Source organism: Paraburkholderia sp. BL17N1, assembly GCF_003634175.1.
Lineage (GTDB): Bacteria > Pseudomonadota > Gammaproteobacteria > Burkholderiales > Burkholderiaceae > Paraburkholderia.
Map to the genome: position 1 here is coordinate 1,663,430 of NZ_RBIW01000002.1, position 22,082 is coordinate 1,685,511.

General features: G+C 62.3%; 18 protein-coding genes and 1 tRNA gene. 15 read left to right on the forward strand and 4 right to left on the reverse strand.

Features of this window, described 5'->3' with window-relative positions:
• Nucleotides 1–59 precede the first annotated feature (59 nt).
• On the reverse strand, nt 60–803 hold the full coding sequence (locus B0G82_RS27405) for a TIGR00730 family Rossman fold protein (RefSeq protein ID WP_106282655.1): 744 nt from the start codon (nt 801–803) through the stop codon (nt 60–62).
• Between the two features lies 1 nt (nt 804).
• On the opposite strand from B0G82_RS27405, the gene polA reads away from it, so the two are divergent.
• The 3 genes from polA to B0G82_RS27420 all read left to right on the forward strand — a co-directional run bounded on the left by polA (nt 805) and on the right by B0G82_RS27420 (nt 6,058).
• A complete protein-coding gene (polA, locus tag B0G82_RS27410; RefSeq protein WP_121309668.1) occupies nt 805–3,546 on the forward strand; it encodes a DNA polymerase I in 2,742 nt (913 codons plus the stop codon).
• A 164-nt stretch (nt 3,547–3,710) separates the two neighbouring features.
• The gene (locus B0G82_RS27415) at nt 3,711–5,060 is read left to right on the forward strand and encodes an NAD(P)/FAD-dependent oxidoreductase (protein ID WP_116147086.1); all 1,350 of its coding nucleotides are present in this window, start codon (nt 3,711–3,713) and stop codon (nt 5,058–5,060) included.
• A gap of 113 nt (nt 5,061–5,173) precedes the next feature.
• Nucleotides 5,174–6,058 (forward strand): dienelactone hydrolase family protein, encoded by an 885-nt coding sequence (locus tag B0G82_RS27420; protein ID WP_121309669.1) that lies wholly within the window; start codon nt 5,174–5,176, stop codon nt 6,056–6,058.
• Nucleotides 6,059–6,167: 109 nt separating this feature from the next.
• Here the strand turns inward: B0G82_RS27420 and B0G82_RS27425 are convergent, their stop codons facing one another.
• Complete coding sequence (locus tag B0G82_RS27425; RefSeq protein ID WP_121309670.1) at nt 6,168–7,037, reverse strand: sulfurtransferase; 870 nt, start codon at nt 7,035–7,037, stop codon at nt 6,168–6,170.
• A 261-nt stretch (nt 7,038–7,298) separates the two neighbouring features.
• Nucleotides 7,299–8,405: an aromatic ring-hydroxylating dioxygenase subunit alpha gene (locus tag B0G82_RS27435; RefSeq protein ID WP_116147092.1), complete on the reverse strand. Its 1,107-nt coding sequence runs from the start codon at nt 8,403–8,405 to the stop codon at nt 7,299–7,301.
• Nucleotides 8,406–8,691: 286 nt separating this feature from the next.
• On the opposite strand from B0G82_RS27435, the gene B0G82_RS27440 reads away from it, so the two are divergent.
• The 4 genes from B0G82_RS27440 (at nt 8,692) to folE2 (ending at nt 12,934) form a co-directional block, all read left to right on the forward strand.
• Nucleotides 8,692–9,000, forward strand: coding sequence for an exodeoxyribonuclease VII small subunit (locus B0G82_RS27440; protein ID WP_106282661.1), 309 nt, complete (start codon nt 8,692–8,694; stop codon nt 8,998–9,000).
• Entirely contained in the window at nt 8,997–9,878 is an 882-nt protein-coding gene (locus B0G82_RS27445) for a farnesyl diphosphate synthase (RefSeq protein WP_116147094.1), read from the forward strand. Before B0G82_RS27440 ends, B0G82_RS27445 begins: the two co-directional genes overlap by 4 nt.
• Before the next feature lie 85 nt (nt 9,879–9,963).
• Entirely contained in the window at nt 9,964–11,871 is a 1,908-nt protein-coding gene (dxs, locus tag B0G82_RS27450; protein WP_121310877.1) for a 1-deoxy-D-xylulose-5-phosphate synthase, read from the forward strand.
• 256 nt (nt 11,872–12,127) lie between these two features.
• Nucleotides 12,128–12,934, forward strand: a complete 807-nt coding sequence (gene folE2 / locus B0G82_RS27455) for a GTP cyclohydrolase FolE2 (RefSeq protein ID WP_106282664.1) — start codon at nt 12,128–12,130, stop codon at nt 12,932–12,934.
• A 76-nt stretch (nt 12,935–13,010) separates the two neighbouring features.
• On the opposite strand, the gene tsaD is transcribed toward folE2, so the two are convergent.
• Complete coding sequence (gene tsaD, locus B0G82_RS27460; RefSeq protein WP_121309671.1) at nt 13,011–14,039, reverse strand: tRNA (adenosine(37)-N6)-threonylcarbamoyltransferase complex transferase subunit TsaD; 1,029 nt, start codon at nt 14,037–14,039, stop codon at nt 13,011–13,013.
• Between the two features lie 121 nt (nt 14,040–14,160).
• Between tsaD and B0G82_RS27465 the strand changes: the two genes are divergently transcribed.
• The 8 genes from B0G82_RS27465 (at nt 14,161) to B0G82_RS40185 (ending at nt 22,061) form a co-directional block, all read left to right on the forward strand.
• Nucleotides 14,161–15,378, forward strand: coding sequence for an NAD(P)/FAD-dependent oxidoreductase (locus B0G82_RS27465; RefSeq protein WP_121309672.1), 1,218 nt, complete (start codon nt 14,161–14,163; stop codon nt 15,376–15,378).
• Between the two features lie 68 nt (nt 15,379–15,446).
• Nucleotides 15,447–15,659 (forward strand): 30S ribosomal protein S21, encoded by a 213-nt coding sequence (rpsU, locus tag B0G82_RS27470; protein ID WP_106282666.1) that lies wholly within the window; start codon nt 15,447–15,449, stop codon nt 15,657–15,659.
• A 234-nt stretch (nt 15,660–15,893) separates the two neighbouring features.
• A complete protein-coding gene (locus B0G82_RS27475; RefSeq protein ID WP_121309673.1) occupies nt 15,894–16,340 on the forward strand; it encodes a GatB/YqeY domain-containing protein in 447 nt (148 codons plus the stop codon).
• A gap of 81 nt (nt 16,341–16,421) precedes the next feature.
• Nucleotides 16,422–18,293, forward strand: a complete 1,872-nt coding sequence (dnaG, locus tag B0G82_RS27480) for a DNA primase (protein ID WP_121310879.1) — start codon at nt 16,422–16,424, stop codon at nt 18,291–18,293.
• Nucleotides 18,294–18,384: 91 nt separating this feature from the next.
• On the forward strand, nt 18,385–20,790 hold the full coding sequence (rpoD, locus tag B0G82_RS27485; protein ID WP_106282668.1) for an RNA polymerase sigma factor RpoD: 2,406 nt from the start codon (nt 18,385–18,387) through the stop codon (nt 20,788–20,790).
• A gap of 153 nt (nt 20,791–20,943) precedes the next feature.
• Nucleotides 20,944–21,031 (forward strand) — tRNA-Ile (locus B0G82_RS27490).
• Nucleotides 21,032–21,494: 463 nt separating this feature from the next.
• Nucleotides 21,495–21,701: a hypothetical protein gene (locus B0G82_RS27495; RefSeq protein WP_199730173.1), complete on the forward strand. Its 207-nt coding sequence runs from the start codon at nt 21,495–21,497 to the stop codon at nt 21,699–21,701.
• Nucleotides 21,702–21,884: 183 nt separating this feature from the next.
• Nucleotides 21,885–22,061, forward strand: coding sequence for a hypothetical protein (locus B0G82_RS40185; protein WP_206751629.1), 177 nt, complete (start codon nt 21,885–21,887; stop codon nt 22,059–22,061).
• The last annotated feature ends 21 nt before the right edge of the window (nt 22,062–22,082 follow it).

The following is a 22,082-nucleotide window of genomic DNA, read 5'->3' on the forward strand; positions in this document are numbered from 1 at the left end:
ATCTGCATATCCACACCGCTGCGTGCATCATTTCGCGCCATGGCGCGAAGCGCGCAGCCTCACAGATAGAACATCCGGTCTTCGTCCGACTTGGTCGGCTGCGGCTCGGTTTCTTCGCGGTCTTCATAGAACTTCAGCACCGCTTCGAGCACCTGGTCCGGATCGTCGATGACCTGCATGAGGTCCATGTCGGTCGGATTGATCAGGCCCATGGGCGTGAGCGAGTTCTTGAACCACGCGAGCAGGCCTTCCCAGAACTCGGCACCCACCAGGATGATCGGCACATGGCGCGACTTCTTGGTCTGGATCAGCGTAAGCACTTCGGCGAGTTCGTCCAGCGTGCCGAAGCCGCCGGGCATGACGATCACCGCGTCCGAGTTCTTCACGAACGTGACCTTGCGCGTGAAGAAATGGCGGAAGCGCAACGAGATGTCTTGCCACTGATTGCCCGACTGCTCGTGCGGCAATTCGATGTTCAGACCGACCGAAGGCGCCTTGCCCGCATGCGCGCCCTTGTTGGCCGCTTCCATGATGCCCGGGCCGCCGCCCGAGATCACGGCGAAGCCGGCATCCGAGAGCTTGCGCGCGATTTGCGTGGCCAGTTTGTAGTAGGGTGAGTTCGGTTTCAGGCGCGCTGAACCATAGATGCTGACAGCCGGACGAATCTCCGAGAGGTACTCGGTCGCCTCGATAAACTCTGCCATAATCGTGAACATCTGCCACGATGCGCGGGCCTTTTTGGCCGTTGCGCGCTCTTGATCTGCGAGTGATCGCAGACTCGGAATCACTTTTCTCTTAGTCATAATGCCTGAAGAACGAAGCCTTGAAGGTAAGACCCTGCTATTGGTCGACGGTTCGAGTTATCTGTACCGGGCCTACCATGCGATGCCGGATCTGCGCAGCCCCGACGGTAATCCGACGGGCGCGCTCTACGGGATGATCAACATGCTGCGGCGCATGCGCAAGGAAGTCACAGCAGAGTATAGCGCGTGCGTGTTCGACGCCAAGGGCAAAACGTTTCGCGACGACTGGTATCCGGACTATAAGGCGAACCGCCCGTCGATGCCGGACGACCTGTCGCGCCAGATCGAGCCGATTCATGTGGCCGTGCGCGCGCTCGGCTGGCCGTTGTTGATGATAGAAGGCGTCGAGGCCGACGACGTCATCGGCACCCTCAGCACGGAAGCGGAAAAGCGTGGCATGAATGTGATCGTGTCGACGGGTGACAAGGATCTGGCGCAGCTTGTGTCGGATCATGTCACCCTCATCAATACGATGACTAACGAAACGCTCGACCGCGCCGGCGTGCTCGCCAAGTTCGGCGTGCCGCCGGAGCGCATTGTCGACTACCTGTCGTTGATCGGCGATACCGTCGACAACGTGCCCGGCGTCGAGAAATGCGGGCCGAAAACAGCGATCAAATGGCTGACGCAATTCGATTCGCTAGATGGCATCGTCGCACATGCTGACGAAATAAAAGGTGCGGTAGGAGACAATCTGCGCAGAGCGCTCGATTTTCTGCCAATGGCGAGGAAACTCGTCACCGTGGAGCGCAACTGCGACATGACCGACCATATCGTGTCGATCGAGGAAAGTCTGCAAAGCCGGCCGGAATCGCGCGAGGAACTGCGCGAGGTGTTCACGCGCCACGGCTTCAAGACGTGGTTGCGCGAAGTGGAAATCGCGGATGCCGTGGAAGGCCCGGAAACGGATGTGCCGCCGGCTTTGTCGGTGGATCACGAGCGGCACTACGACACCGTGCAGACGTGGGAACAATTCGACGCGTGGCTCGAGAAGATCAACGCGGCCGAGTTGACCTCGTTCGATACGGAAACCACCTCGCTCGATCCCATGACTGCTCAGATCGTGGGGCTGTCGTTGTCGGTGGAAGCCGGCCGCGCGGCGTATGTGCCGCTTGCGCATCGCGGCCCGGACGCGCCCGTGCAATTGCCGCGCGACGAAGTCCTCGCCAGGCTCAAGCCGTGGCTCGAAAGCGCCGAGCACAAGAAGGTCGGTCAGCATCTCAAGTACGACGAGCAGGTGCTGGCGAACTACGGCATTGAAATGCGCGGTGTCGAACACGATACGCTACTGCAGTCGTACGTGGTCGAATCGCATCGCACGCACGATATGGACAGCCTTGCGCTGCGCCATCTCGGCGTGAAAACGATCAAGTACGAAGAGGTCGCGGGCAAGGGCGCCGGGCAGATCGGCTTTGACGAAGTCGCGTTGGACAAGGCCGCCGAATACGCGGCGGAAGACGCCGATATCACCTTGCGGCTGCACCAGGCGCTGTATCCGCAAGTGGCTGCCGAGAAGACACTGGAGTACGTGTATCGCGCGATCGAACTGCCGACCTCGCGTGTGCTGCGCAAGATGGAGCGCACTGGCGTGCTGATCGACGCAGAGAAACTGCGCCAGCAAAGCAGCGAAATCGCCACGCGTCTGATCCAGTTGGAAAGTGAAGCGTATGTGCTGGCCGGCGGCGAATTCAACCTGGGTTCGCCGAAGCAGATCGGGCAGATCTTCTTCGAGAAGCTGGAGTTGCCGGTGGTCAAGAAGACGCCGAGCGGCGCGCCTTCTACCGACGAAGAAGTGCTGCAGAAGCTCGCCGAAGACTATCCGCTGCCGAAGATTCTGCTCGAACACCGCGGCTTGTCGAAGCTGAAGTCCACCTACACCGACAAGCTGCCGCGCATGGTCAACGCCACCACGGGCCGCGTGCATACGAACTATGCACAGGCCGTGGCGGTCACGGGGCGTCTGGCGTCGAACGATCCGAACCTGCAGAACATTCCCGTGCGCACCGGCGAAGGCCGCCGTATTCGCGAAGCGTTTATCGCACCGCCCGGACACAAGCTGGTCTCGGCGGATTATTCGCAGATCGAATTGCGCATCATGGCGCACATTTCCGGCGACGAATCGCTGCTGCGCGCGTTCTCGCAGGGCGAAGACATTCACCGCGCCACGGCCGCGGAGATTTTCAGCGTGACGCCGCTCGAAGTGTCGAACGATCAGCGCCGCGTGGCCAAGGTCATTAATTTTGGCCTGATCTACGGCATGAGTTCGTTCGGTCTCGCCGCGAACCTCGGCATCACGCGCGACGCAGCCAAGCTCTATATCGACCGCTATTTCGCGCGTTATCCCGGCGTGGCGCGGTATATGGACGAAACGCGCGTGAGCGCGAAGGCCAAGGGTTATGTCGAGACGGTGTTCGGCCGCCGCCTGTGGCTGCCGGAGATCAACGGCGGCAATGGTCCGCGTCGTCAGGCGGCCGAGCGCGCCGCGATCAACGCGCCCATGCAAGGCACGGCCGCCGATCTGATCAAGCTCTCGATGATCGCGGTGCAGAATTGGCTCGAAGCGTCGAACATCGGCACGCGCATGATCATGCAGGTGCACGATGAATTGATTCTCGAAGTACCGGACGCGGAATTGTCCGATGTTCGCAAGCGCCTGCCCGAGTTGATGTGCGGTGTCGCCGACCTGAAGGTGCCGCTGGTCGCCGAAGTGGGCGCCGGCCTGAACTGGGAAGAAGCGCATTGACGTGCGTGTGACGGGGCGCGATATCGTCGTGCGCATGTCACAAATGCGTATTGATGGCTTGTGACAACCCGTGCTGCTCGCGGACAATCGCTGAAAGACGGCGCTCATGTGATTCTCGTGTGCGCCGCACGACGCATAACCCATCGGCAAATACGGAGAGTTCCATGCATCGTTTTATCGTCGTTGGCGGAGGCGCGGGGGGATTGGAGCTGGCGACGCGTTTGGGCGATCGCTATGCACCCCATAAGAACAAAGGTGGTGTGCAGGCGCAGGTCACGCTCGTCGACCGCAACCCCACACATATCTGGAAGCCGCTCCTGCATGAAGTGGCGGCGGGCAGCATGGACCCGTTCACCCAGGAGCTCGAGTATGCGGCGCAAGCGCGTTGGCACGGCTTCGAATTTCAGCAGGGCGACCTGACCGGGCTGGACCGCGCGAACAGGCGCCTCACGCTCGGCACCGTGCTCGACGATGACGGCGCCGAGCTGCTGCCCGAACGCGAGCTCGAATACGACACGCTGATCATTGCGATCGGCAGCACGACCGCCTTCTTCGGTGTGAAAGGCGCGCCTGAATTTTCCCTCGCACTCGACACCGTCAGCCAGGCCGAGCGTTTTCGCAAACGTCTGATTGCAGCCTGCATGCGCGCCGAGCATCAGGTGCATGAACCCGTCGAAGCAGCGCCGGATGCCGGCGCGCCCAGCGAGCCGCGCATTCAGGTGGCGATTGTCGGCGGCGGCGCGACGGGCGTGGAACTGTCGGCGGAATTGCGCAACACGGCGCAGGTGCTGTCCGCCTACGGTCTGCATAAGCTCGATCCGCGGCATGATGTCGGCATTGTGTTGATCGAAGCGGGGCCGCGCATTCTGCCGGCTTTGCAGGAGCGCGTTTCCACGGCCACGGCCGAGCTGCTCACCAAGCTCGGCGTGAAGTTGATGATCGGCGAGACCGTGGCCGAAGTCGCGCCCGGCATGATTCGCACCGCGAGCGGCAAAACCGTGCGCGCCGACTTGACGGTGTGGGCGGCCGGCATCAAGGCGCCGGCGATTTTGAGCGAGCTCGACGGCTTGCCGGTCAACCGGCTCGGTCAGCTTATCGTGCGCCGTACGCTGCAAACAGAAACCGACGACAACGTCTTCGCGCTCGGCGATTGTGCCGCTTGTCCGTGGCCGGGCAACGAGCGCAACGTGCCGCCGCGCGCGCAGGCGGCGCACCAGCAGGCGAGCTTCCTGATGAAGGCGCTGACGGCACGGCTCGAAAATAAGCCGCTGCCGGAGTTCACCTATCGAGACTTTGGGTCGCTGGTGTCGCTTGGGCATTTCAGCGCGGTCGGGAATCTGATGGGTGGGGTGATCGGCGGCAATATGCTGATCGAAGGGCTGTTCGCCCGCTTCATGTACATGTCGCTGTACCGGCTGCACATCGCCGCGCTGCACGGCTACGCGCGGATGGTGCTCGATACGTTCGCTCACTGGTTGCGCCGTACCACGCTGCCGCGGGTCAAGCTGCACTGAGGCGCGCCGACGTGCGCTGATTCGCCCGGCCGTTGCTCAGGAACGTTGCATCTGCAACAGGATGCCTGTCAGGCGTATCCTGTTGCCTCCAACGTTCAACCGAGGAGCGCCGCATGCTGCAACCCGACATCGACAGCCTGGTCCCGCACGTCCCCTTCAACCGGCGTACCTTCATCAAGGCTGCGCTCGGCACTGGCTTCGCCGCCGCCGTGCTGCCGGTCTCGGCGCAAACCATTCATACCGATACTGACGGCCTCGAAGCCGGCGAAGTGGCGGTGCGCTCCGGCGACACGCTGGTGCCGGCCTATCGCGCGCAACCGAAAGGCAAGACGCACTTACCGGTGATCATCGTCGTGCACGAGATTTTCGGCGTACACGAACATATCGCCGACGTGTGCCGGCGCTTCGCCAAACAGGGTTATCTTGCGATCGCGCCGAATCTGTATGAACGGCAGGGCGATCCGACCGTTTATACGAGCATGCAGCAACTGAACGAGCAACTGGTCAGCAAAGTGCCGGACGATCAGGTGATGCGCGATCTCGACGCGACCGTCGTTTGGGCTGGCGAGCATGGCGGCGATCTCAACCGGCTGGGGGTGAATGGGTTCTGCTGGGGCGGGCGGATGGCGTGGTTGTACGCCGAACATAACCCGGGGCTGAAGGCGGGGGTTGCCTGGTATGGGCGGGTGACGGGCGCAAAAAACGCGATGATGCCGGAGAATCCGCTCGATCAGGTCGCGCAGCTTCGCGCGCCGGTGCTAGGGCTTTACGGATTGCAGGATCAGAGCATCCCGCAGGGGACGCTCGAACAGATGAAGCAGGCTATCGCGCAAGGTCCGCAAGCGGGACGCGGCTCGCAGTTCGTCGTGTATGACGATGCGGGTCACGCGTTTTTTGCGGACTACCGGCCGAGCTACAGGAAGGCCGACGCGGAAGACGGCTGGCGCCGTGCGCTGGCATGGTTCAAACAGCATGGGGTGGCTGCGATTGCGATTTAAGGCGGCCAGCAGGCCCGCGCTTCCTCGCTTGCGATAAAAAAAGGCCGTTGCCGCTTTCGGGCGGCAACGGCCTTTTGCTAATGGCGTGCTGTGGTGTTCGCTGCGGCGCTCAAGGATTTGCGCCTGTCGCAATGGGCCGCTTCGGATCCGAACTCCACTCGCTCCACGAACCCGCGTACAACGCCGCGCCGTGCAGGCCGGCGACCTCCATCGCCAGGGCATTCACGCATGCCGTCACGCCCGAGCCGCATTGCAGGACCACGTGCTCCGGCGGCGTGTCGGCGAGCAGCGCGTGGTATTCCTCGCGCAACGTGTGAGCCGGTTTGAAGCGGCCGTCGGCGGTGAGGTTGTCTTTAAAGAAGCGATTGAGCGCGCCCGGAATGTGGCCGCCGACACGGTCCAGTGTCTCGTTCTCGCCGCGATAACGGTCGGCCGCGCGCGCGTCGACCACCACGCGTTCCTTCGAACCCAGATTGCGTTCGACCGTTTGCGCATCGACCGTGACGGACAGCGGAGCGCCTGCTTTGAAGTCGCCCGTATTCTGAGCCGGTGCGTCCTGCGTCAGCGGATAACCGCCGGCTTCCCATGCCTGGAGGCCGCCGTCGAGCAGCGCGACAGCGTCGTGACCGAGCCAGCGCAGCAGCCACCACGCACGGGCGGCGTACATGCCGCCTTGCGCGTCATACGCGACGACCTGCTGGCCTTGCTTCAGGCCGCGCGACTCCAGCGTCTCCACCAGCCGCGCGCGATCCGGCAACGGATGGCGGCCATTGTGACCGTTCTTCGGCCCCGACAGATCGCGATCCAGATGCAGGTAATGCGCGCTCGGCAGATGCCCGGCCAGATAGGCTTTTTCGCCCGCTTCCGTGTCGGCCAGATCGAACCGGCAATCGATGACGAACACGCTGCCCGGCGCGGCGGCAAGCCGTTCCGCGAGATTGGTCGCGGAAATCAGAGTGGTGTAGTGAGTGTGCGGCATGACGTCTCCTGTCGACCCGAGTTAGCGCTTTAGCGCTTACTCGGGTCCCATGCAAAGCGGTCGACCCGACTTGGCGCTTCAGCGCTTACTCGCGTCCCATGCAAAGCTCGATGCGGGCAATGGCGGCTCCGTTGGCGGCGACTTGCCGCCACCAGCGGATGGCCGGCTTATGTCGTTAGTCTAAACAAAAAAAGACGGACCGAAGCCCGTCTTTCCATGCGTTATTGCAGCCAGAAGACTCTGGTGAACTGACTCAGCCGATCAGATCGTACCGAGTTCACGCCGCAAGAATTCGTGGAAGTGCTGCATGCCGTCTTCCATCGGGCTCTGATACGGGCCAACCTGCGATTCGCCGCGATTCATCAGCGCGCGGCGGCCGGCGTCCATGCGTTCGGCGATCTCGTCGTCTTCGCGGGCCGTTTCCATGTAGGCGGCGCGCTCGGCTTCGACGAACTCGCGCTCGAACAGCGCGATTTCCTCAGGGTAATAGAACTCCACCACGTTGGTGGTTTTCTGTGGGCCGCGCGGAATCAGCCATGACACCACCAGCACGTGCGGATACCACTCGATCATGATGCCCGGGTAGTACACCATCCAGATCGCGCCGAATTCGGGCGGGTTCCCTCCGCGGAAGCGCAGCACCTCGTCGTGCCATTTGCGGTACGTGGGGCTGCCCGGCTGCTCCAGATCCTTGTGCACGCCGACCGTCTGCACGCTGTACCACTCGCCGAACTCCCAAGTCAGATCGTCGCAATTGACGAAACTGCCGAGGCCCGGATGGAACGGCGCGACGTGGTAATCCTCCAGATAGACCTCGATAAAGGTCTTCCAGTTGTAGTTGCACTCGTGCACTTCGACGTGATCGAACATGAAGCCCGAAAAATCGAAGTGTTCCTTCGTGCCGAGCCGCGCCAGATCGCGAGCGACGTCACGTCCCTGCGCTTCGAATAGCAGACCTTGCCAGTTCTGCAACGACGTGGCGCCGAGATTCAGGCAGGGGTTGTCCGCGAAATGGGGTGCACCGAGGAGCTCGCCATGCAGATCGTACGTCCAGCGATGCAGGGGGCAGACGATGTTCTCCGTCTGGCCGCGGCCGTTGAGCATGATGGCTTGCCGGTGGCGGCACACGTTCGACAGCAGTTCGACTTGCGACTGCTGGTTACGGACGAGCACACGCCCTTCGCTCTCGCTGGGCAAAGCAAAATAATTCCCCGCTTCGGGCACCATGAGATCGTGGCCGATGTAACGAGGACCTTTCTTGAAAAGGGTTTCGATTTCGCGCGTTAAAAGCGCTTCGTCAAAGTAAGCCGTGACTGGCAGCTGGCTGTGGACAGACCGCAACTGCAATGCATTGCTCAGATTGGACATTCCCACTCCCGTGAAGACGTGAAAGCAGTGAACAACCCAACCATCGAAGGTTTCGATTTAGGGAGCCCGCAATTATACCTGTTTCCCCTTCTTTGGGGCCGTTAAGTGCCTGATTTGGGTCAAAATTCTCAGGAAAGTTCGACGTTTTCGCCGCAGACCGATCGTTTTTTTTCTGCGAGACTGCTGGGACGGCGCACAGAGGGAAAGCGAGGCGTAGGGCGGTGGCGGCTCGGAACTATCGCTTTTGCCGTAGAATGTCCGACTTGTTTTAATTTTGCGACTATTCATGGCGAAGACCGCGTCGAAAGATACTGCTGCCACGCCAGCCGAAGGCGTCGACACCACGCCGCTGCCCGAGAATTACGAGGCCGCCCAGTCAGAGTTGGAAGGGCTGGTTGCACGCATGGAAAGCGGCAACCTCAGCCTCGAGGAGTCGCTCACCGCCTACCGGCGCGGCGCCGCCCTCGTGGCGTTTTGCCAGCAGCAGCTCGAAAAGGTCGAGCAGCAGGTGCGCGTGCTCGACGGCGAGACGCTCAAGCCGCTGCCCATGAATACCGCAGGCACAGCCGCTACTGAAAGCGGGGACGACCTATGACATTCGAACAATGGATGCGCTCAGTATTGGAGCGCGTCGAAACGGCGCTAGAACATTACCTGCCCAACGAGGCAACCGCGCCCGCCACGCTGCATGAAGCCATGCGCTACGCCGTGCTGGGCGGCGGCAAGCGGGTTCGCCCGCTGCTGTGCCACGCGGCCGGCGAACTTACCGGCGCGCGCGCCGAGTGCCTCGACGCGGCGGCAGCGGCGCTGGAAATGATCCACGTGTACTCGCTCGTCCACGACGACATGCCGTGCATGGACGACGACGCGTTGCGTCGCGGCAAGCCTACCGTACACGTCAAATATGACGAAGCAACGGCATTGCTGGTCGGCGACGCGCTGCAATCCCAAGCGTTCGTTTCGCTGACGTCGGACGTTCTCGCCCCGGCGCAGCAGGCCGCGCTGGTGCGTGAACTGGCGCTGGCGAGCGGTTCGATCGGCATGTGCGGCGGGCAGGCCATCGACCTGGCGAGCGTCGGCCACACGCTGACGCGCACGCAACTCGAAACCATGCATCGCATGAAGACTGGCGCGTTGCTGCGCGCCGCCGTGCGCATGGGCGCACTGGCGGGCGAAACGCCGGACGCGGACGCCATGCGTTCGCTGGATGCGTATTCGGCCGCTGTCGGTCTCGCCTTTCAGGTCGTGGACGATATTCTCGACGTCACGACCGATTCCGCGACGCTCGGCAAAACGGCAGGTAAAGACGCGAAGGACGGCAAGCCGACCTACGTGTCGATTATTGGGCTCGACGCATCGCGCGCGCTCGCGGCGCAGTTGCGCAGCGACGCTCACGCCGCGCTGGCGCCGTTCGGCGCACGCGCGCAGCGTCTTGCCGAATTGGCCGACCTGGTGGTGAACCGGGTTAGCTGAACGCGAAAGCCCGCCGCCGCGCGTCTCCGTTATGAGGCGCATGTATGAAGTGCGGGCGCGTAAGTTTTCCTACAATGGAACGACGATGTACGACTTGCTGAAAACCATTGACGACCCGGCAGCCTTGCGCCGCCTCGATCGCCGCCAACTGCAACCGCTTGCCGACGAGTTGCGTGCCTTCGTGCTCGACAGCGTATCGCAAACGGGCGGCCATCTTTCGTCCAACCTCGGCACGGTCGAGTTGACCATTGCTCTGCACTACGTGTTCGATACGCCGCGCGACCGGATCGTCTGGGACGTCGGCCATCAAACCTATCCGCACAAGATTCTGACGGGCCGCCGCGACCAGATGCACACGCTGCGTCAACTGGGCGGCATCTCGGGCTTCCCGAAGCGTGACGAGTCTGAATACGACACCTTTGGCACCGCGCACTCCAGCACGTCGATCTCCGCCGCGCTCGGCATGGCGATCGCGAGCAAGCTGCAGGGCGACAACCGCACGGGCATCGCCGTGATCGGCGACGGCGCCATGACGGCCGGCATGGCGTTCGAGGCGATGAACAACGCCGGCGTCGAAGACGACGTGCCGCTGCTGGTCATCCTGAACGACAACGACATGTCGATTTCGCCGCCGGTCGGCGCGCTGAATCGCCATCTGGCGCGCCTAATGTCGGGCCGCTTCTACGCCGCCGCGCGTGCCGGTGTCGAACGCGTGCTGCGCGTCGCACCGCCCATGCTCGATCTCGCCCGCAAGCTCGAAGAGCACGCCAAGGGCATGATCGTGCCGGCCACGCTGTTCGAAGAGTTCGGCTTCAACTACATCGGCCCGATCGACGGTCACGATCTCGATTCGCTGATCCCGACGCTGCAGAACATCAAGGAACTACGCGGTCCGCAATTCCTGCACGTCGTGACGAAGAAGGGCCAAGGCTACAAGCTGGCCGAAGCCGATCCGGTGTTGTACCACGGGCCGGGCAAGTTCAATCCGGCTGAAGGCATCAAGCCGGCCACCACGCCGTCGAAGAAGACCTACACGCAGGTGTTCGGCGAATGGCTGTGCGACGCTGCCGAGCTGGACGCTCGTGTAGTGGGCATCACGCCGGCCATGCGCGAAGGCTCGGGCATGGTGGAGTTCGAGAAGCGCTTCCCGGATCGTTACTTCGACGTCGGCATCGCCGAGCAACATGCGGTGACGTTCGCCGGCGGTCTGGCCGCTGAAGGCATGAAGCCGGTGGTCGCGATCTACTCGACCTTCCTGCAACGCGCTTACGACCAACTGATTCACGACGTCGCGCTGCAGAACCTGCCGGTGGTGTTCGCCATCGACCGCGCGGGTCTGGTCGGCGCGGACGGCGCGACGCACGCGGGCGCTTACGACCTCGCGTTCCTGCGCTGCATCCCGAACATGACGGTGATGGCCGCGTCGGACGAAAACGAATGCCGCCAGATGCTGTACACGGCGTTGCAGCAGCCGAACCCGACGGCGGTGCGCTATCCGCGCGGCGCCGGCACGGGCGTCGCCACTGTCAAGCAGATGGCGGCGCTGCCGCTCGGCAGGGGCGAGATTCGTCGCGAAACCTCGCAGCCGGCCGGCAAGCGCATTGCGATTCTGGCGTTCGGCACGATGGTGGCGCCGTCGCTGGCAGCGGCCGAGCAATTGGACGCAACCGTCGCGAACATGCGCTTCGTGAAGCCGCTGGACGCCGCGCTGGTCCGTCAGCTGGCCGAAACGCACGACGCTATCGTGACCGTCGAAGAAGGCTGCGTGATGGGCGGCGCGGGCTCTGCTTGCGTCGAAGCCCTGCTTGAAAGTGGGGTTATGCGACCCGTACTACAATTGGGCCTTCCCGATCGGTTCATCGATCATGGGGACCCGGCCAAGCTGCTCGCCGCGTGTGGTCTCGACGCCGCGGGTATCACCAGGTCGATCCGCGAGCGCTTCCTGTCGAGCGGCGCGGTGGGCGGCCAGTCGTCGGTGAAGCGCGTCGCGTAAAGCGTCGTCGCTCGCGGTGCGGCCGCCGCGCCATGGCGGCCATAAGCAATCTCCAACTTGAATCGGTGGGCCTTCGGGCCCATCATCCAACGCCGGCAGGGGCCGGCGTTCGCCGTTGCGCGCCTTGATCCGCGCGGCCGCTGGGAGCCGCCGAACCTGTCGCTTCGCGCCAGCCCTCGCGAGGGGAGTCCCCAAAGGGGACTTTCTTCGGGGCGAAGACTTGGGGCGGTTCGGCGTTTCCTGAAAGGACAAGAAAATGAATCAGATGAATCCCGCCTTTGTGATGCCCGATGTGCAAAGCACGCCTGACACCCGTCAGATCCCGATTCAACGGGTCGGCGTGAAGGCCGTGCGCCATCCGCTGACGGTGCGCACGCAAGGCGGCGAGGTGCAACCGACGGTCGGTACGTGGAATCTCGACGTGCATCTGCCGGCTGACCAGAAGGGCACGCACATGTCGCGTTTTGTCGCGTTGCTCGAGGAGAACAAGGCGCCGCTGGAGCCCGCCACGTTCCGCACCATGCTCGCCGCGATGCTCGAAAAGCTCGAGGCCGAGGCCGGCCGCATCGAGGTGTCGTTCCCGTACTTCGTGAACAAGACCGCGCCGGTATCGGGCGTGCAAAGCCTGCTCGACTACGAAGTCACGCTCACGGGTGAGACGCGCAACGGTGCGACGCGCCTGTTCCTGCAGGTGCTGGTGCCGGTGACGAGCCTGTGCCCGTGTTCGAAGAAGATCTCGCAGTACGGCGCGCATAACCAGCGCTCGCACGTCACGATCAACGCCGAACTGGCGGGCGATGTGGCCGTGGAAGAACTGATCCGTATCGCCGAAGAAGAAGCCTCATGCGAACTGTGGGGTTTGCTCAAGCGCCCGGACGAGAAGTTCGTGACCGAGCGCGCTTATGAAAATCCTAAGTTCGTCGAAGACCTCGTGCGCGATGTCGCGCAGCGTTTGAACGCGGACGAGCGGATCGTCGCTTATGTGCTGGAAGCCGAGAACTTCGAGTCGATTCACAATCACAGCGCGTACGCGGTGATCGAACGGGATAAGCGCGTTGCTTGATACGCTCGTTTGCTGATGCATGAAAAAAAGCCGCTTCGTTTGAGAGCGGCTTTTTTACGACTGGAACATTAAGGGCTTAGCGTGCGAGGGACGTCAGATCCCAGCGCGGCTTCACCGTGAACGCGTAGTCCTTGCCCGACTGATCGGGCCAGCGCTGCAGTCGCAAGGCGCCCGCCAGCGCGATCATCGCGCCGTTGTCCGTGCACAGTGACAGGTCCGGATAGTGCACGTAGAAATTGCGCTTCTTTGCCGCAGCGGACAGCGCTTCGCGCAACTGCCGGTTCGCGCCGACACCGCCAGCAACGACCAACCGGTTGAGCTTCGTCTTCTTCAGCGCGGCCAGTGACTTCGCCGCTAGCACGTCGACTGCCGCGTCGACGAAGCCGCGCGCCAGATCGGCTTTCGCCTGCTCGCAAATATTCGCCCCGCCGAGCTTCTTGGCGTGCGTGAGAACAGCGGTTTTCAAGCCGCTGAAACTGAAATCCAGGTCGCCGGAATGCAGCATGGGACGCGGCAGGACCACCGCGCCGGGCGTGCCGAATTCAGCCATGCGCGAGACTTCCGGGCCGCCCGGGTAGCCCAGGCCGAGCAACTTGGCGGTTTTGTCGAAGGCTTCGCCGGCGGCGTCGTCCAGCGTTTCGCCAAGCGTCTCGTAGACGCCCACGTCGGTCACGCGCATCAACTGCGTATGACCGCCCGAAACCAGCAGCGCGACAAACGGGAAGGGCGGCGGCTCATCCACCAGCAGCGGCGACAGCAAATGCCCTTCGAGATGATGAATGCCGATGGTCGGCTTGTCCCACGCCATGGCCAGCGAATTGGCGACGCTCGCGCCAACGAGCAGCGCGCCCGCGAGACCGGGGCCTTGCGTGTAGGCGATCGCGTCGATGTCGCTGCGGGCCGCGCCCGCGCGTTCCATTACCTCTTCGAGCAGCGGCAGCGCACGCCGGATGTGATCGCGCGACGCCAGCTCCGGCACCACGCCGCCGTACTCCCGATGCATCGCAATTTGCGAATGCAGCGCGTGGGCGAGCAGGCCGCGCTCCGTGTCGTAGAGCGCGAGACCGGTTTCGTCGCAGGAGCTTTCGATGCCGAGAACGAGCATGATGGTGGGCTTGAGCGGACGCAGAAGTGTGGAAACCCCGGCGCCCGAAGGTGAGAAGGCAAGCCTGAAAGTATAGCAGTGCGGGCAAGGCGCCGCCGACGCGCGGGTACAATGCGGCCCCATGGAATCCTTCGATATCGCAGTGATCGGCGCGGGTGCGGCCGGCATGATGTGCGCGGCGGTGGCCGGGCAACTCGGCCGCCGCGTGGTGCTGATCGACCACTCGCAGCGTCTCGCGGAGAAGATCCGCATCTCCGGCGGCGGCCGTTGCAACTTCACGAATCTGTATGCCGGCCCGGCCAATTATTTGTCGGCCAATCCGCATTTTTGCCGCTCGGCACTCGCGCGCTATACGCCGCGCGACTTCATGGCGCTTCTCAAGCGCCACCATGTGACGTGGCACGAGAAGCACAAAGGCCAGCTCTTCTGCGACCAGTCCAGCGACGCGGTCATCAATGTGCTGAAGAGCGAGTGCGACGCGGGCCGCGTGGCGTGGCGCACGCCTTTGTCGGTCGAGCAGGTGCGGCAGGATCCGGAAGGGCGCTTCACGCTCGATACGCACTCGGGGCCGATTACAGCGCGCGCGCTCGTGGTCGCGACCGGCGGGCTGTCGATTCCCAAGATCGGCGCGACCGATTTCGCCTACCGCCTTGCCAAGCAGTTCGGTCACAAGCTGATCGACACGCGCCCCGCGCTGGTCCCGCTGACCTTCGCCGCTGGCGACTGGGAGCCGTTCGCGGCGCTTTCCGGCGTCTCGCTGCAAGTGCAACTCGCGACCGGCAACAAGAAGACCGGCGCCGAATTCAACGAAGACCTGCTGCTCACTCACCGCGGTCTTTCCGGCCCGGGTGTGCTGCAGATATCGAGCTACTGGCAGCCCGGCGAGCCGATTCACATCAACCTGCTGCCGGAGCAGGACGCTGCGACCGCCTTGCTGGAAGCGAAGACCGGCACGAAGCGGCAGATCGCCAATCTGTTGTCGGAATGGGTCCCGCAGCGGCTCGCCCATGTCTGGCTGGAAACCCATCAGATTCCCGCCGAAGCGCGCGTGGCCGATCTGCCGGACAAAACCCTGCGTCGCGTCGGCGAGGCGCTGTCGCGCTGGACGCTCACGCCCAACGGCACGGAAGGCTATCGCAAAGCCGAAGTGACGCGCGGCGGCATCGACACGCGCGAGCTGTCGTCATCGACGATGATGAGCGCGCGTGCGCCGGGCTTGTACTTCATCGGCGAAGCCGTCGACGTAACCGGCTGGCTGGGCGGCTACAATTTTCAGTGGGCGTGGGCGTCGGGTGTAGCGGCTGGCGAGGCGGCCGCGGAGTATGCCAGAGGGGCTTGACGGCGCTCTGGCTTTGTGAGAAAGCTCTGCTATACTCCTGAACCTTGACAAAGTTCCGTTATTGAAAAATGACGACCATCCGCGTAAAAGACAACGAGCCGTTTGAAGTTGCCATGCGCCGGTTCAAGCGCACCATGGAGAAAAGCGGCTTGCTGACGGAACTTCGCGCTCGCGAGTTTTACGAAAAGCCTACGGCTGAGCGCAAGCGTAAGAAGGCGTCCGCGGTGAAGCGTCATTTCAAGCGTCTGCGTAGCCAGATGCTGCCAAAGAAGTTCTACTGATTCTGGCGTTGCCGCGGTTCCCGTCTGACGGAGCGGCGACATCCAACCGGTGAGGGCGCGACAGGCGCCGTCACGGAAAACACGGCCCTTCGGGCCAGCCGGCAGGGTCGCAACCACCACGCACAGTGTGCCAACCCGCTTGAGGAAGCAGTCCCAAGCGGGTATTCGTGTTGATGCGCGTGTTGAGTGGTTCGTCTGGCCGGTTTTTCCAATTTCAACGCATTCAGGTGAGTGATGAGTCTCAAGGACCGGATCAACGACGATATGAAGGCCGCCATGCGGGCACGTGAGACCGAGCGCCTCGGCACGGTCCGCTTGCTGCTGGCCGCGATCAAGCAGCGCGAAGTCGACGAGCGCATCACGCTCGTCGACACCGCGATCACCGCTGTCATCGACAAGATGATCAAACAGCGCAAGGACTCGATCAGTCAGTTCGAGGCCGCCGGCCGCACCGATCTGGCCGACAAGGAAAAGGCGGAACTGGCGATCCTGTCTGCTTACATGCCGGAGCAGATGTCCGAGGCGGAGATCGTTGCCGAAGTCCAGGCAGCGGTGGCGCAAACCGGCGCAGCCGGACCGCAGGACATGGGCAAGGTGATGGGCGTGCTCAAGCCGAAGCTGGCCGGCCGCGCCGACATGACCGCTGTTTCGGCGCAAGTCAAAGCCGCGCTCGCGAAGTAAATTTCCGTATTTTTCGCGTCGTGCATGCTGTTTTTCGACGGCGTGCACGGCGTTGAGTTTTTTAAGGCAGCGTCATTTACTGTGATTCCTCCGTCATTCCTGCAGGACCTGCTCAACCGCGTCGATATCGTCGACGTGGTCGGCCGGTATGTGCAGTTAAAAAAGGGCGGCGCGAACTTCATGGGACTGTGCCCGTTTCACAACGAGAAAAGCCCATCGTTTACGGTTAGTCCGACTAAGCAGTTCTATCACTGCTTTGGCTGCGGCGCGCACGGTACGGCCATTGGTTTCCTGATGGAACACGTCGGGTCCTCGTTTCCCGAGGCGGTCAATGAGTTGGCGCAGTCCGTCGGGTTGACCGTGCCGAACGAGCCGTCGCCCGGCTATGGCGGCAGTGGGGCCGGCGGCGGCTATGCGCCGGCAGCATCCAAAGCCGTTACCACGGCGCTTTCGGATGTCATGCAGACCGCGTGCGACTTCTATCGCAAGCAACTGCGCGGCGCGCCGGCCGCGATCCAGTATCTGAAGAAGCGCGGCTTGACCGGTGAGATCGCGGCCCGTTTCGGACTCGGCTACGCCCCGGACGGCTGGCAGAACCTCGAACCGGCCTTTCCGAACTATCGTGACGATGCACTGGTCGAATCGGGTTTGGTGATCGTCAGCGAAAAGTCCGACGCTCAGGGCCAGAACCGCCGGTACGACCGCTTTCGCGAGCGGATCATGTTCCCGATTCGCAATGTGAAGGGGCAGGTGATCGGCTTCGGCGGCCGCGTGCTGGACAGCGGCGAGCCCAAATATTTGAATTCGCCCGAAACGCCATTATTTAACAAGGGCAGCGAACTGTATGGGCTGTTCGAGGCGCGTCTGGCGATCCGCGAACAACACTACGTGCTGGTCGTGGAAGGTTACATGGACGTGGTTGCGCTGGCCCAATTGGGGTTCCAGAACGCGGTCGCCACGCTCGGCACGGCCTGCACGCCGATTCATGTGCAGAAACTGATGCGCCAGACCGACACGGTCATCTTCAGTTTCGACGGCGATTCGGCCGGCCGGCGCGCCGCTCGCCGCGCGCTGGATGCCTGTCTGCCGCACGCGGCGGACAACCGGACCATCCGGTTCCTGTTTTTGCCGTCCGAGCACGATCCGGACAGCTATGTGCGTGAATACGGCACCGAGGCCTTTGCCGAGCAGGTCGAGCGGGCCATGCCGCTGTCGCAGTTCATGCTGAACGAAGTGTTGACCGGCAAGGAGCTGGATCAGCCGGAAGGCCGTGCCCGCGCGCTGTTCGACGCCAAACCGCTGCTGCAGGCGCTGCCGGCCAATGCCCTGCGCGCGCAGATCATGCATATGTTCGCCGACCGGCTCGATGTGCCGTTCGACGAAGTCGCCGCGCTGTGCGAGGTCGATTCCCGCATCGCGGCGACGGCCCGCGCCGCACCGGCCCGCAAGGACCGGCGCAGTGTGACGGGCATCGAGGAAAAAACGCTGCGCAATCTGGTGATGTATCCGCGCACCGTTGGCGTGCTGGACGAAGAGGCTGAACAGGCGTTGCTCACGGTTACGCGGCACGGTGAACTGTTCGAGGAAGTGACCACGCACGCGCGTGCGCTGGGCGATTCGGCGGAGTTTCAGTTGTTGTCCGACCTATTGCGAAACGGTGCGAACGCCCCAACTTTCGAGGAAATCTTTCGCAAAATTCTAGACTATGATGAAAACGTCCGGGATTTGCTGCTGAAGGACCCGGAAGATGCGACCGTCATCGAGGAGCGGCGCGAGCAGGAACGGATCGTCGGAGAGGAGTTGAAGGCGGCGATCCTGAAGATGCGGTACGACGCTTACTGCGATCGTCTCGAGCAGCTTTCGCGGCAATCCCGGCACACGCCGGAGGAGTTTGCGGAGCTGTCGGAGCTCAATCGGAAGCGGGCTGACATGAAGCGCCAGCTCGGGCTGTAGGCGGAGCGCGGAGACCCTCGGTGCTATAATAAAAGGTTTCCAGCGGATTGTTTTTCAAGGGTTTTCCTAGCAAAGGCGAAAAGGCGATGCGATGGCAAAGACTGCGGACGGAACAACGGGCGGAAGGAAAACAACAGGCACAAGCTCCAAGGAGCCGACCAGAAAGGTCACCGAAGCCAGGTTGGTTTCTTCTGCCAAAAAAGCGTCTGCGGTCAGTGTTGCACCGGTTGCCGGGAAGAAGTCCTCGACCACTTCGGCTGCGCGAGCGGAGCCGGTCAGGGCGGCGAAAGCTGTAGCAGTGCCGGCCACGAAGGGGTCGGGTGTCAGAAGCGCAAGGGAAGCGGCTGCCGCGCAGGACGATGCGGCAGTGCGCGAGGTTCCAGTATCCACGGTTCAACCGGCTGGCGTCCACCAGCCGCGAGTCGAGACTACAGCCGGTACGGCGAACTCCATGACGAAAAAGCTGAACGAAGTACCCGTCGATGACGACGCAACCCAAAGCGAAGAAAACCCCACGGCTGCTGCTCCGGCCAAGGTTGAAAAGGCCAAGGCTCGCGACCGTCGTGCAAAGGAAAAAGCGCTGCTGAAAGACGCTTTCGCGTCGTCACAGCCGGGCACGGTCGAGGAGCTCGAGGAGCGCCGCTCCAAACTGCGCGCGCTGATCAAGCTCGGCAAGGAGCGCGGTTTCCTCACGTACGCTGAGATCAACGACCACCTGCCGGACAACTTCACCGAGACCGAGGCGATCGAAGGCATCATCAGCACGTTCAACGACATGGGCGTGGCGGTGTACGAGCAGGCCCCTGACGCTGAAACCCTGCTGTTGAACGACAACGCGCCGGCGGCTTCGTCGGACGACGAGGTGGAAGAAGAAGCGGAAGTCGCGCTGTCCACCGTCGACTCGGAATTCGGCCGCACTACGGACCCCGTCCGCATGTACATGCGTGAAATGGGCACGGTCGAGCTGCTCACGCGCGAAGGCGAAATCGAAATCGCCAAGCGGATCGAAGACGGCCTGAAGCACATGGTGATGGCCATCTCCGCCTGCCCGACCACGATCGCCGACATCCTGGCAATGGCCGAGCGCGTCGCGAATGAGGAAATTCGCATCGACGAACTGGTCGACGGCCTGATCGACGCCAACGCGGAAGACGCGGACGGTTTCTCCGCGCAGGAAGCGGAAGCGATCGAGAGCGAAGACGAGGAAGTCGAAGAAGACTCGGAAGAAGACGAGGAAGAAGACGACGGCACGGCGCAAGCCACGGCCAACGCAGCGCAGATGGAAGCGCTCAAGCGTGCGTCGCTCGAAAAATTCGCGATGATCAGCGAATGGTTCGACAAGATGCGTCGCGCGTTCGAGAAGGAAGGCTACAAGTCCAAGTCGTATCTGAAGGCACAGGAAACGATCCAGAACGAGCTCATGACGATCCGCTTTACCGCGCGTACCGTCGAGCGTCTGTGCGACACGCTGCGCGCGCAGGTGGACGAAGTGCGTCAGGTCGAGCGTCAGATCCTGCACACGGTGGTCGACAAATGCGGCATGCCGCGTGCGGAATTCATCGCACGTTTCCCGGGCAGCGAAACGGATCTCGAGTGGGCCGACAAGATCGTCGGTGAAGGGCATGCGTATAGCGCGATCCTCACGCGGAACATTCCGGCCATTCGCGAGCAGCAGCAACGTCTGCTGGATCTGCAGGCGCGCGTCGTCCTGCCGCTGAAGGACCTGAAGGAAACCAACCGTCAGATGGCGGCGGGCGAACTGAAGGCGCGTCAGGCGAAGCGCGAAATGACCGAGGCGAATTTGCGTCTCGTGATCTCGATCGCGAAGAAGTACACGAACCGTGGTCTGCAGTTCCTCGACCTGATTCAGGAAGGCAACATCGGTCTGATGAAGGCGGTGGACAAGTTCGAATATCGTCGTGGCTACAAGTTCTCCACGTATGCAACGTGGTGGATCCGTCAGGCCATCACGCGTTCGATCGCTGACCAGGCGCGTACGATCCGGATTCCGGTTCACATGATCGAAACGATCAACAAGATGAACCGCATCTCGCGTCAGATTCTGCAGGAAACCGGTCTCGAACCGGATCCCGCAACGCTGGCCGAAAAGATGGAAATGCCGGAAGACAAGATCCGCAAGATCATGAAGATCGCGAAGGAGCCGATCTCGATGGAAACGCCGATCGGTGACGACGACGATTCGCATCTGGGCGACTTCATCGAAGACAACAACACGGTTGCGCCGGCCGACGCCGCTTTGCATGCCAGCATGCGCGATGTCGTGAAGGACGTGCTCGACTCGCTGACGCCGCGTGAAGCGAAGGTGCTGCGCATGCGTTTCGGTATCGAGATGAGCACCGATCACACGCTCGAAGAAGTCGGCAAGCAGTTCGACGTGACGCGTGAGCGGATCCGTCAGATCGAGGCGAAGGCGCTGCGCAAGCTGCGTCACCCCAGCCGTTCGGATAAGCTGAAGTCGTTCCTTGAAGGGAATTGATCGAAGCCGGCGTTGGTTGCAAATGATGTAGCGGTTTTAAGGGGCCTCGCGGTTGTTTCGCCGTAGCGAAGCGGTTGCGAAGGTCCCTTTTTCGTGTAGTATGTCGGCCAATCAACGAATAGGCCCGGCCTTCACGACCGGGTCTTTTTTCTTGGGCCGGACGCCGTGCTGGTTGCAGGCAGCGGACTCATAATCCGCCTCCGAAAGGACACCGTCGGTTCGACTCCGACCCGGCCCACCATCGATGCAGAGAAAGGGTTCCGATAATGTCGGAACCCTTTTTTGTTTGTGTGGGGTGAAGGCCGTAGTGTGCGCGGCAATATGTCACTTCCGTTCCGCCATTAAATCGCGCGCCTTGGATTCCATTCAGTTGGATAAAAGTGTCGTTGCCATAAAGGCGGCATTCAGAAGCGCTTGGGATTGATCGATGCGGAACCCACGCGCGCGCGTTAAACAACATATTTCACGCTGCGCAAATCTCGTTATTCTTTTGCGCTCGTTGGCGCAAACTGCGTCGGATTTAGTCTTTGACTTCCGGGATTCGTCTCGTCATTCGCCGGTTTTCCGTTGGCGCTCTGGCGCACAGACTCCGTCGCGATAGCAGCGCTAATCTGAAATCCAGTTGGCCCGAAGTCCGCTCCGTGAGAGTGGCACGTCGTTTGCATAAGCACGGCTTCCACACCATATCAATAATGAGAATGACCATGCGACGCGACCACACCGCTGCTGAGTTTGCCCAGATTCAACCCTTGTTGCCCACGCCGCTGGAAAGCGATCGCGGAGGCGTGCCTCGGCGGCAGACCAGCGCGTTGTCGCGTGTCACTTTCTGTTTTGCGTGGCTGTTCGGGCTGGAGCCGTTCCTGACCGGCTCGGCTGGCGAAACGACGCGCTCGCGGCTCGATCGTCAATAGTTGGTGACACGGCGCGGCGCGCGCAGTCGCGCGATCGGCGTTGAAAGTTTCGCCGCGCGTTGAAGCACTTTCTACAGCCGGACATCAACCGATCGAAACCGTCCCGCGAAGTCGCGGCAGATTGGCCGCAGCGCTGGAACCTCGGGAATAGACGTTGCGCGGTAAGCGTTGGGAGACATTCCCATGCTCAGGACGCTCAACATGCAAACCGACCCCACCATCGACCCCGTCGCCGATCCTGCGAATCAACCGCTGGACGAACCCGATGAGCAGCCGCGTCCATTGCCCGGTGTGCCACCCGATGTCGATCCGCTCGCTCCGGGCGCTTCGCCCGAAGACGAGGAGGCCCTCCGGCGGTAGCGAGACAAGCCATAAGGCCGT

What these genes read in the sequence shown, in the direction of transcription:
- B0G82_RS27445 (WP_116147094.1), top strand. Translation starts at nt 8,997, where the DNA reads ATGACATTCGAACAATGGATGCGCTCAGTATTGGAGCGCGTCGAAACG.
- B0G82_RS27495 (WP_199730173.1), top strand. Translation starts at nt 21,495, where the DNA reads ATGCGACGCGACCACACCGCTGCTGAGTTTGCCCAGATTCAACCCTTG.
- dxs (WP_121310877.1), top strand. Translation starts at nt 9,964, where the DNA reads ATGTACGACTTGCTGAAAACCATTGACGACCCGGCAGCCTTGCGCCGC.
- B0G82_RS27435 (WP_116147092.1), bottom strand. Translation starts at nt 8,405, where the DNA reads ATGTCCAATCTGAGCAATGCATTGCAGTTGCGGTCTGTCCACAGCCAG.
- B0G82_RS27475 (WP_121309673.1), top strand. Translation starts at nt 15,894, where the DNA reads ATGAGTCTCAAGGACCGGATCAACGACGATATGAAGGCCGCCATGCGG.
- rpsU (WP_106282666.1), top strand. Translation starts at nt 15,447, where the DNA reads ATGACGACCATCCGCGTAAAAGACAACGAGCCGTTTGAAGTTGCCATG.
- B0G82_RS27440 (WP_106282661.1), top strand. Translation starts at nt 8,692, where the DNA reads ATGGCGAAGACCGCGTCGAAAGATACTGCTGCCACGCCAGCCGAAGGC.
- B0G82_RS27415 (WP_116147086.1), top strand. Translation starts at nt 3,711, where the DNA reads ATGCATCGTTTTATCGTCGTTGGCGGAGGCGCGGGGGGATTGGAGCTG.
- B0G82_RS27420 (WP_121309669.1), top strand. Translation starts at nt 5,174, where the DNA reads ATGCTGCAACCCGACATCGACAGCCTGGTCCCGCACGTCCCCTTCAAC.
- B0G82_RS27425 (WP_121309670.1), bottom strand. Translation starts at nt 7,037, where the DNA reads ATGCCGCACACTCACTACACCACTCTGATTTCCGCGACCAATCTCGCG.
- tsaD (WP_121309671.1), bottom strand. Translation starts at nt 14,039, where the DNA reads ATGCTCGTTCTCGGCATCGAAAGCTCCTGCGACGAAACCGGTCTCGCG.
- rpoD (WP_106282668.1), top strand. Translation starts at nt 18,385, where the DNA reads ATGGCAAAGACTGCGGACGGAACAACGGGCGGAAGGAAAACAACAGGC.
- B0G82_RS27405 (WP_106282655.1), bottom strand. Translation starts at nt 803, where the DNA reads ATGACTAAGAGAAAAGTGATTCCGAGTCTGCGATCACTCGCAGATCAA.
- polA (WP_121309668.1), top strand. Translation starts at nt 805, where the DNA reads ATGCCTGAAGAACGAAGCCTTGAAGGTAAGACCCTGCTATTGGTCGAC.
- B0G82_RS27465 (WP_121309672.1), top strand. Translation starts at nt 14,161, where the DNA reads ATGGAATCCTTCGATATCGCAGTGATCGGCGCGGGTGCGGCCGGCATG.
- B0G82_RS40185 (WP_206751629.1), top strand. Translation starts at nt 21,885, where the DNA reads ATGCTCAGGACGCTCAACATGCAAACCGACCCCACCATCGACCCCGTC.
- folE2 (WP_106282664.1), top strand. Translation starts at nt 12,128, where the DNA reads ATGAATCAGATGAATCCCGCCTTTGTGATGCCCGATGTGCAAAGCACG.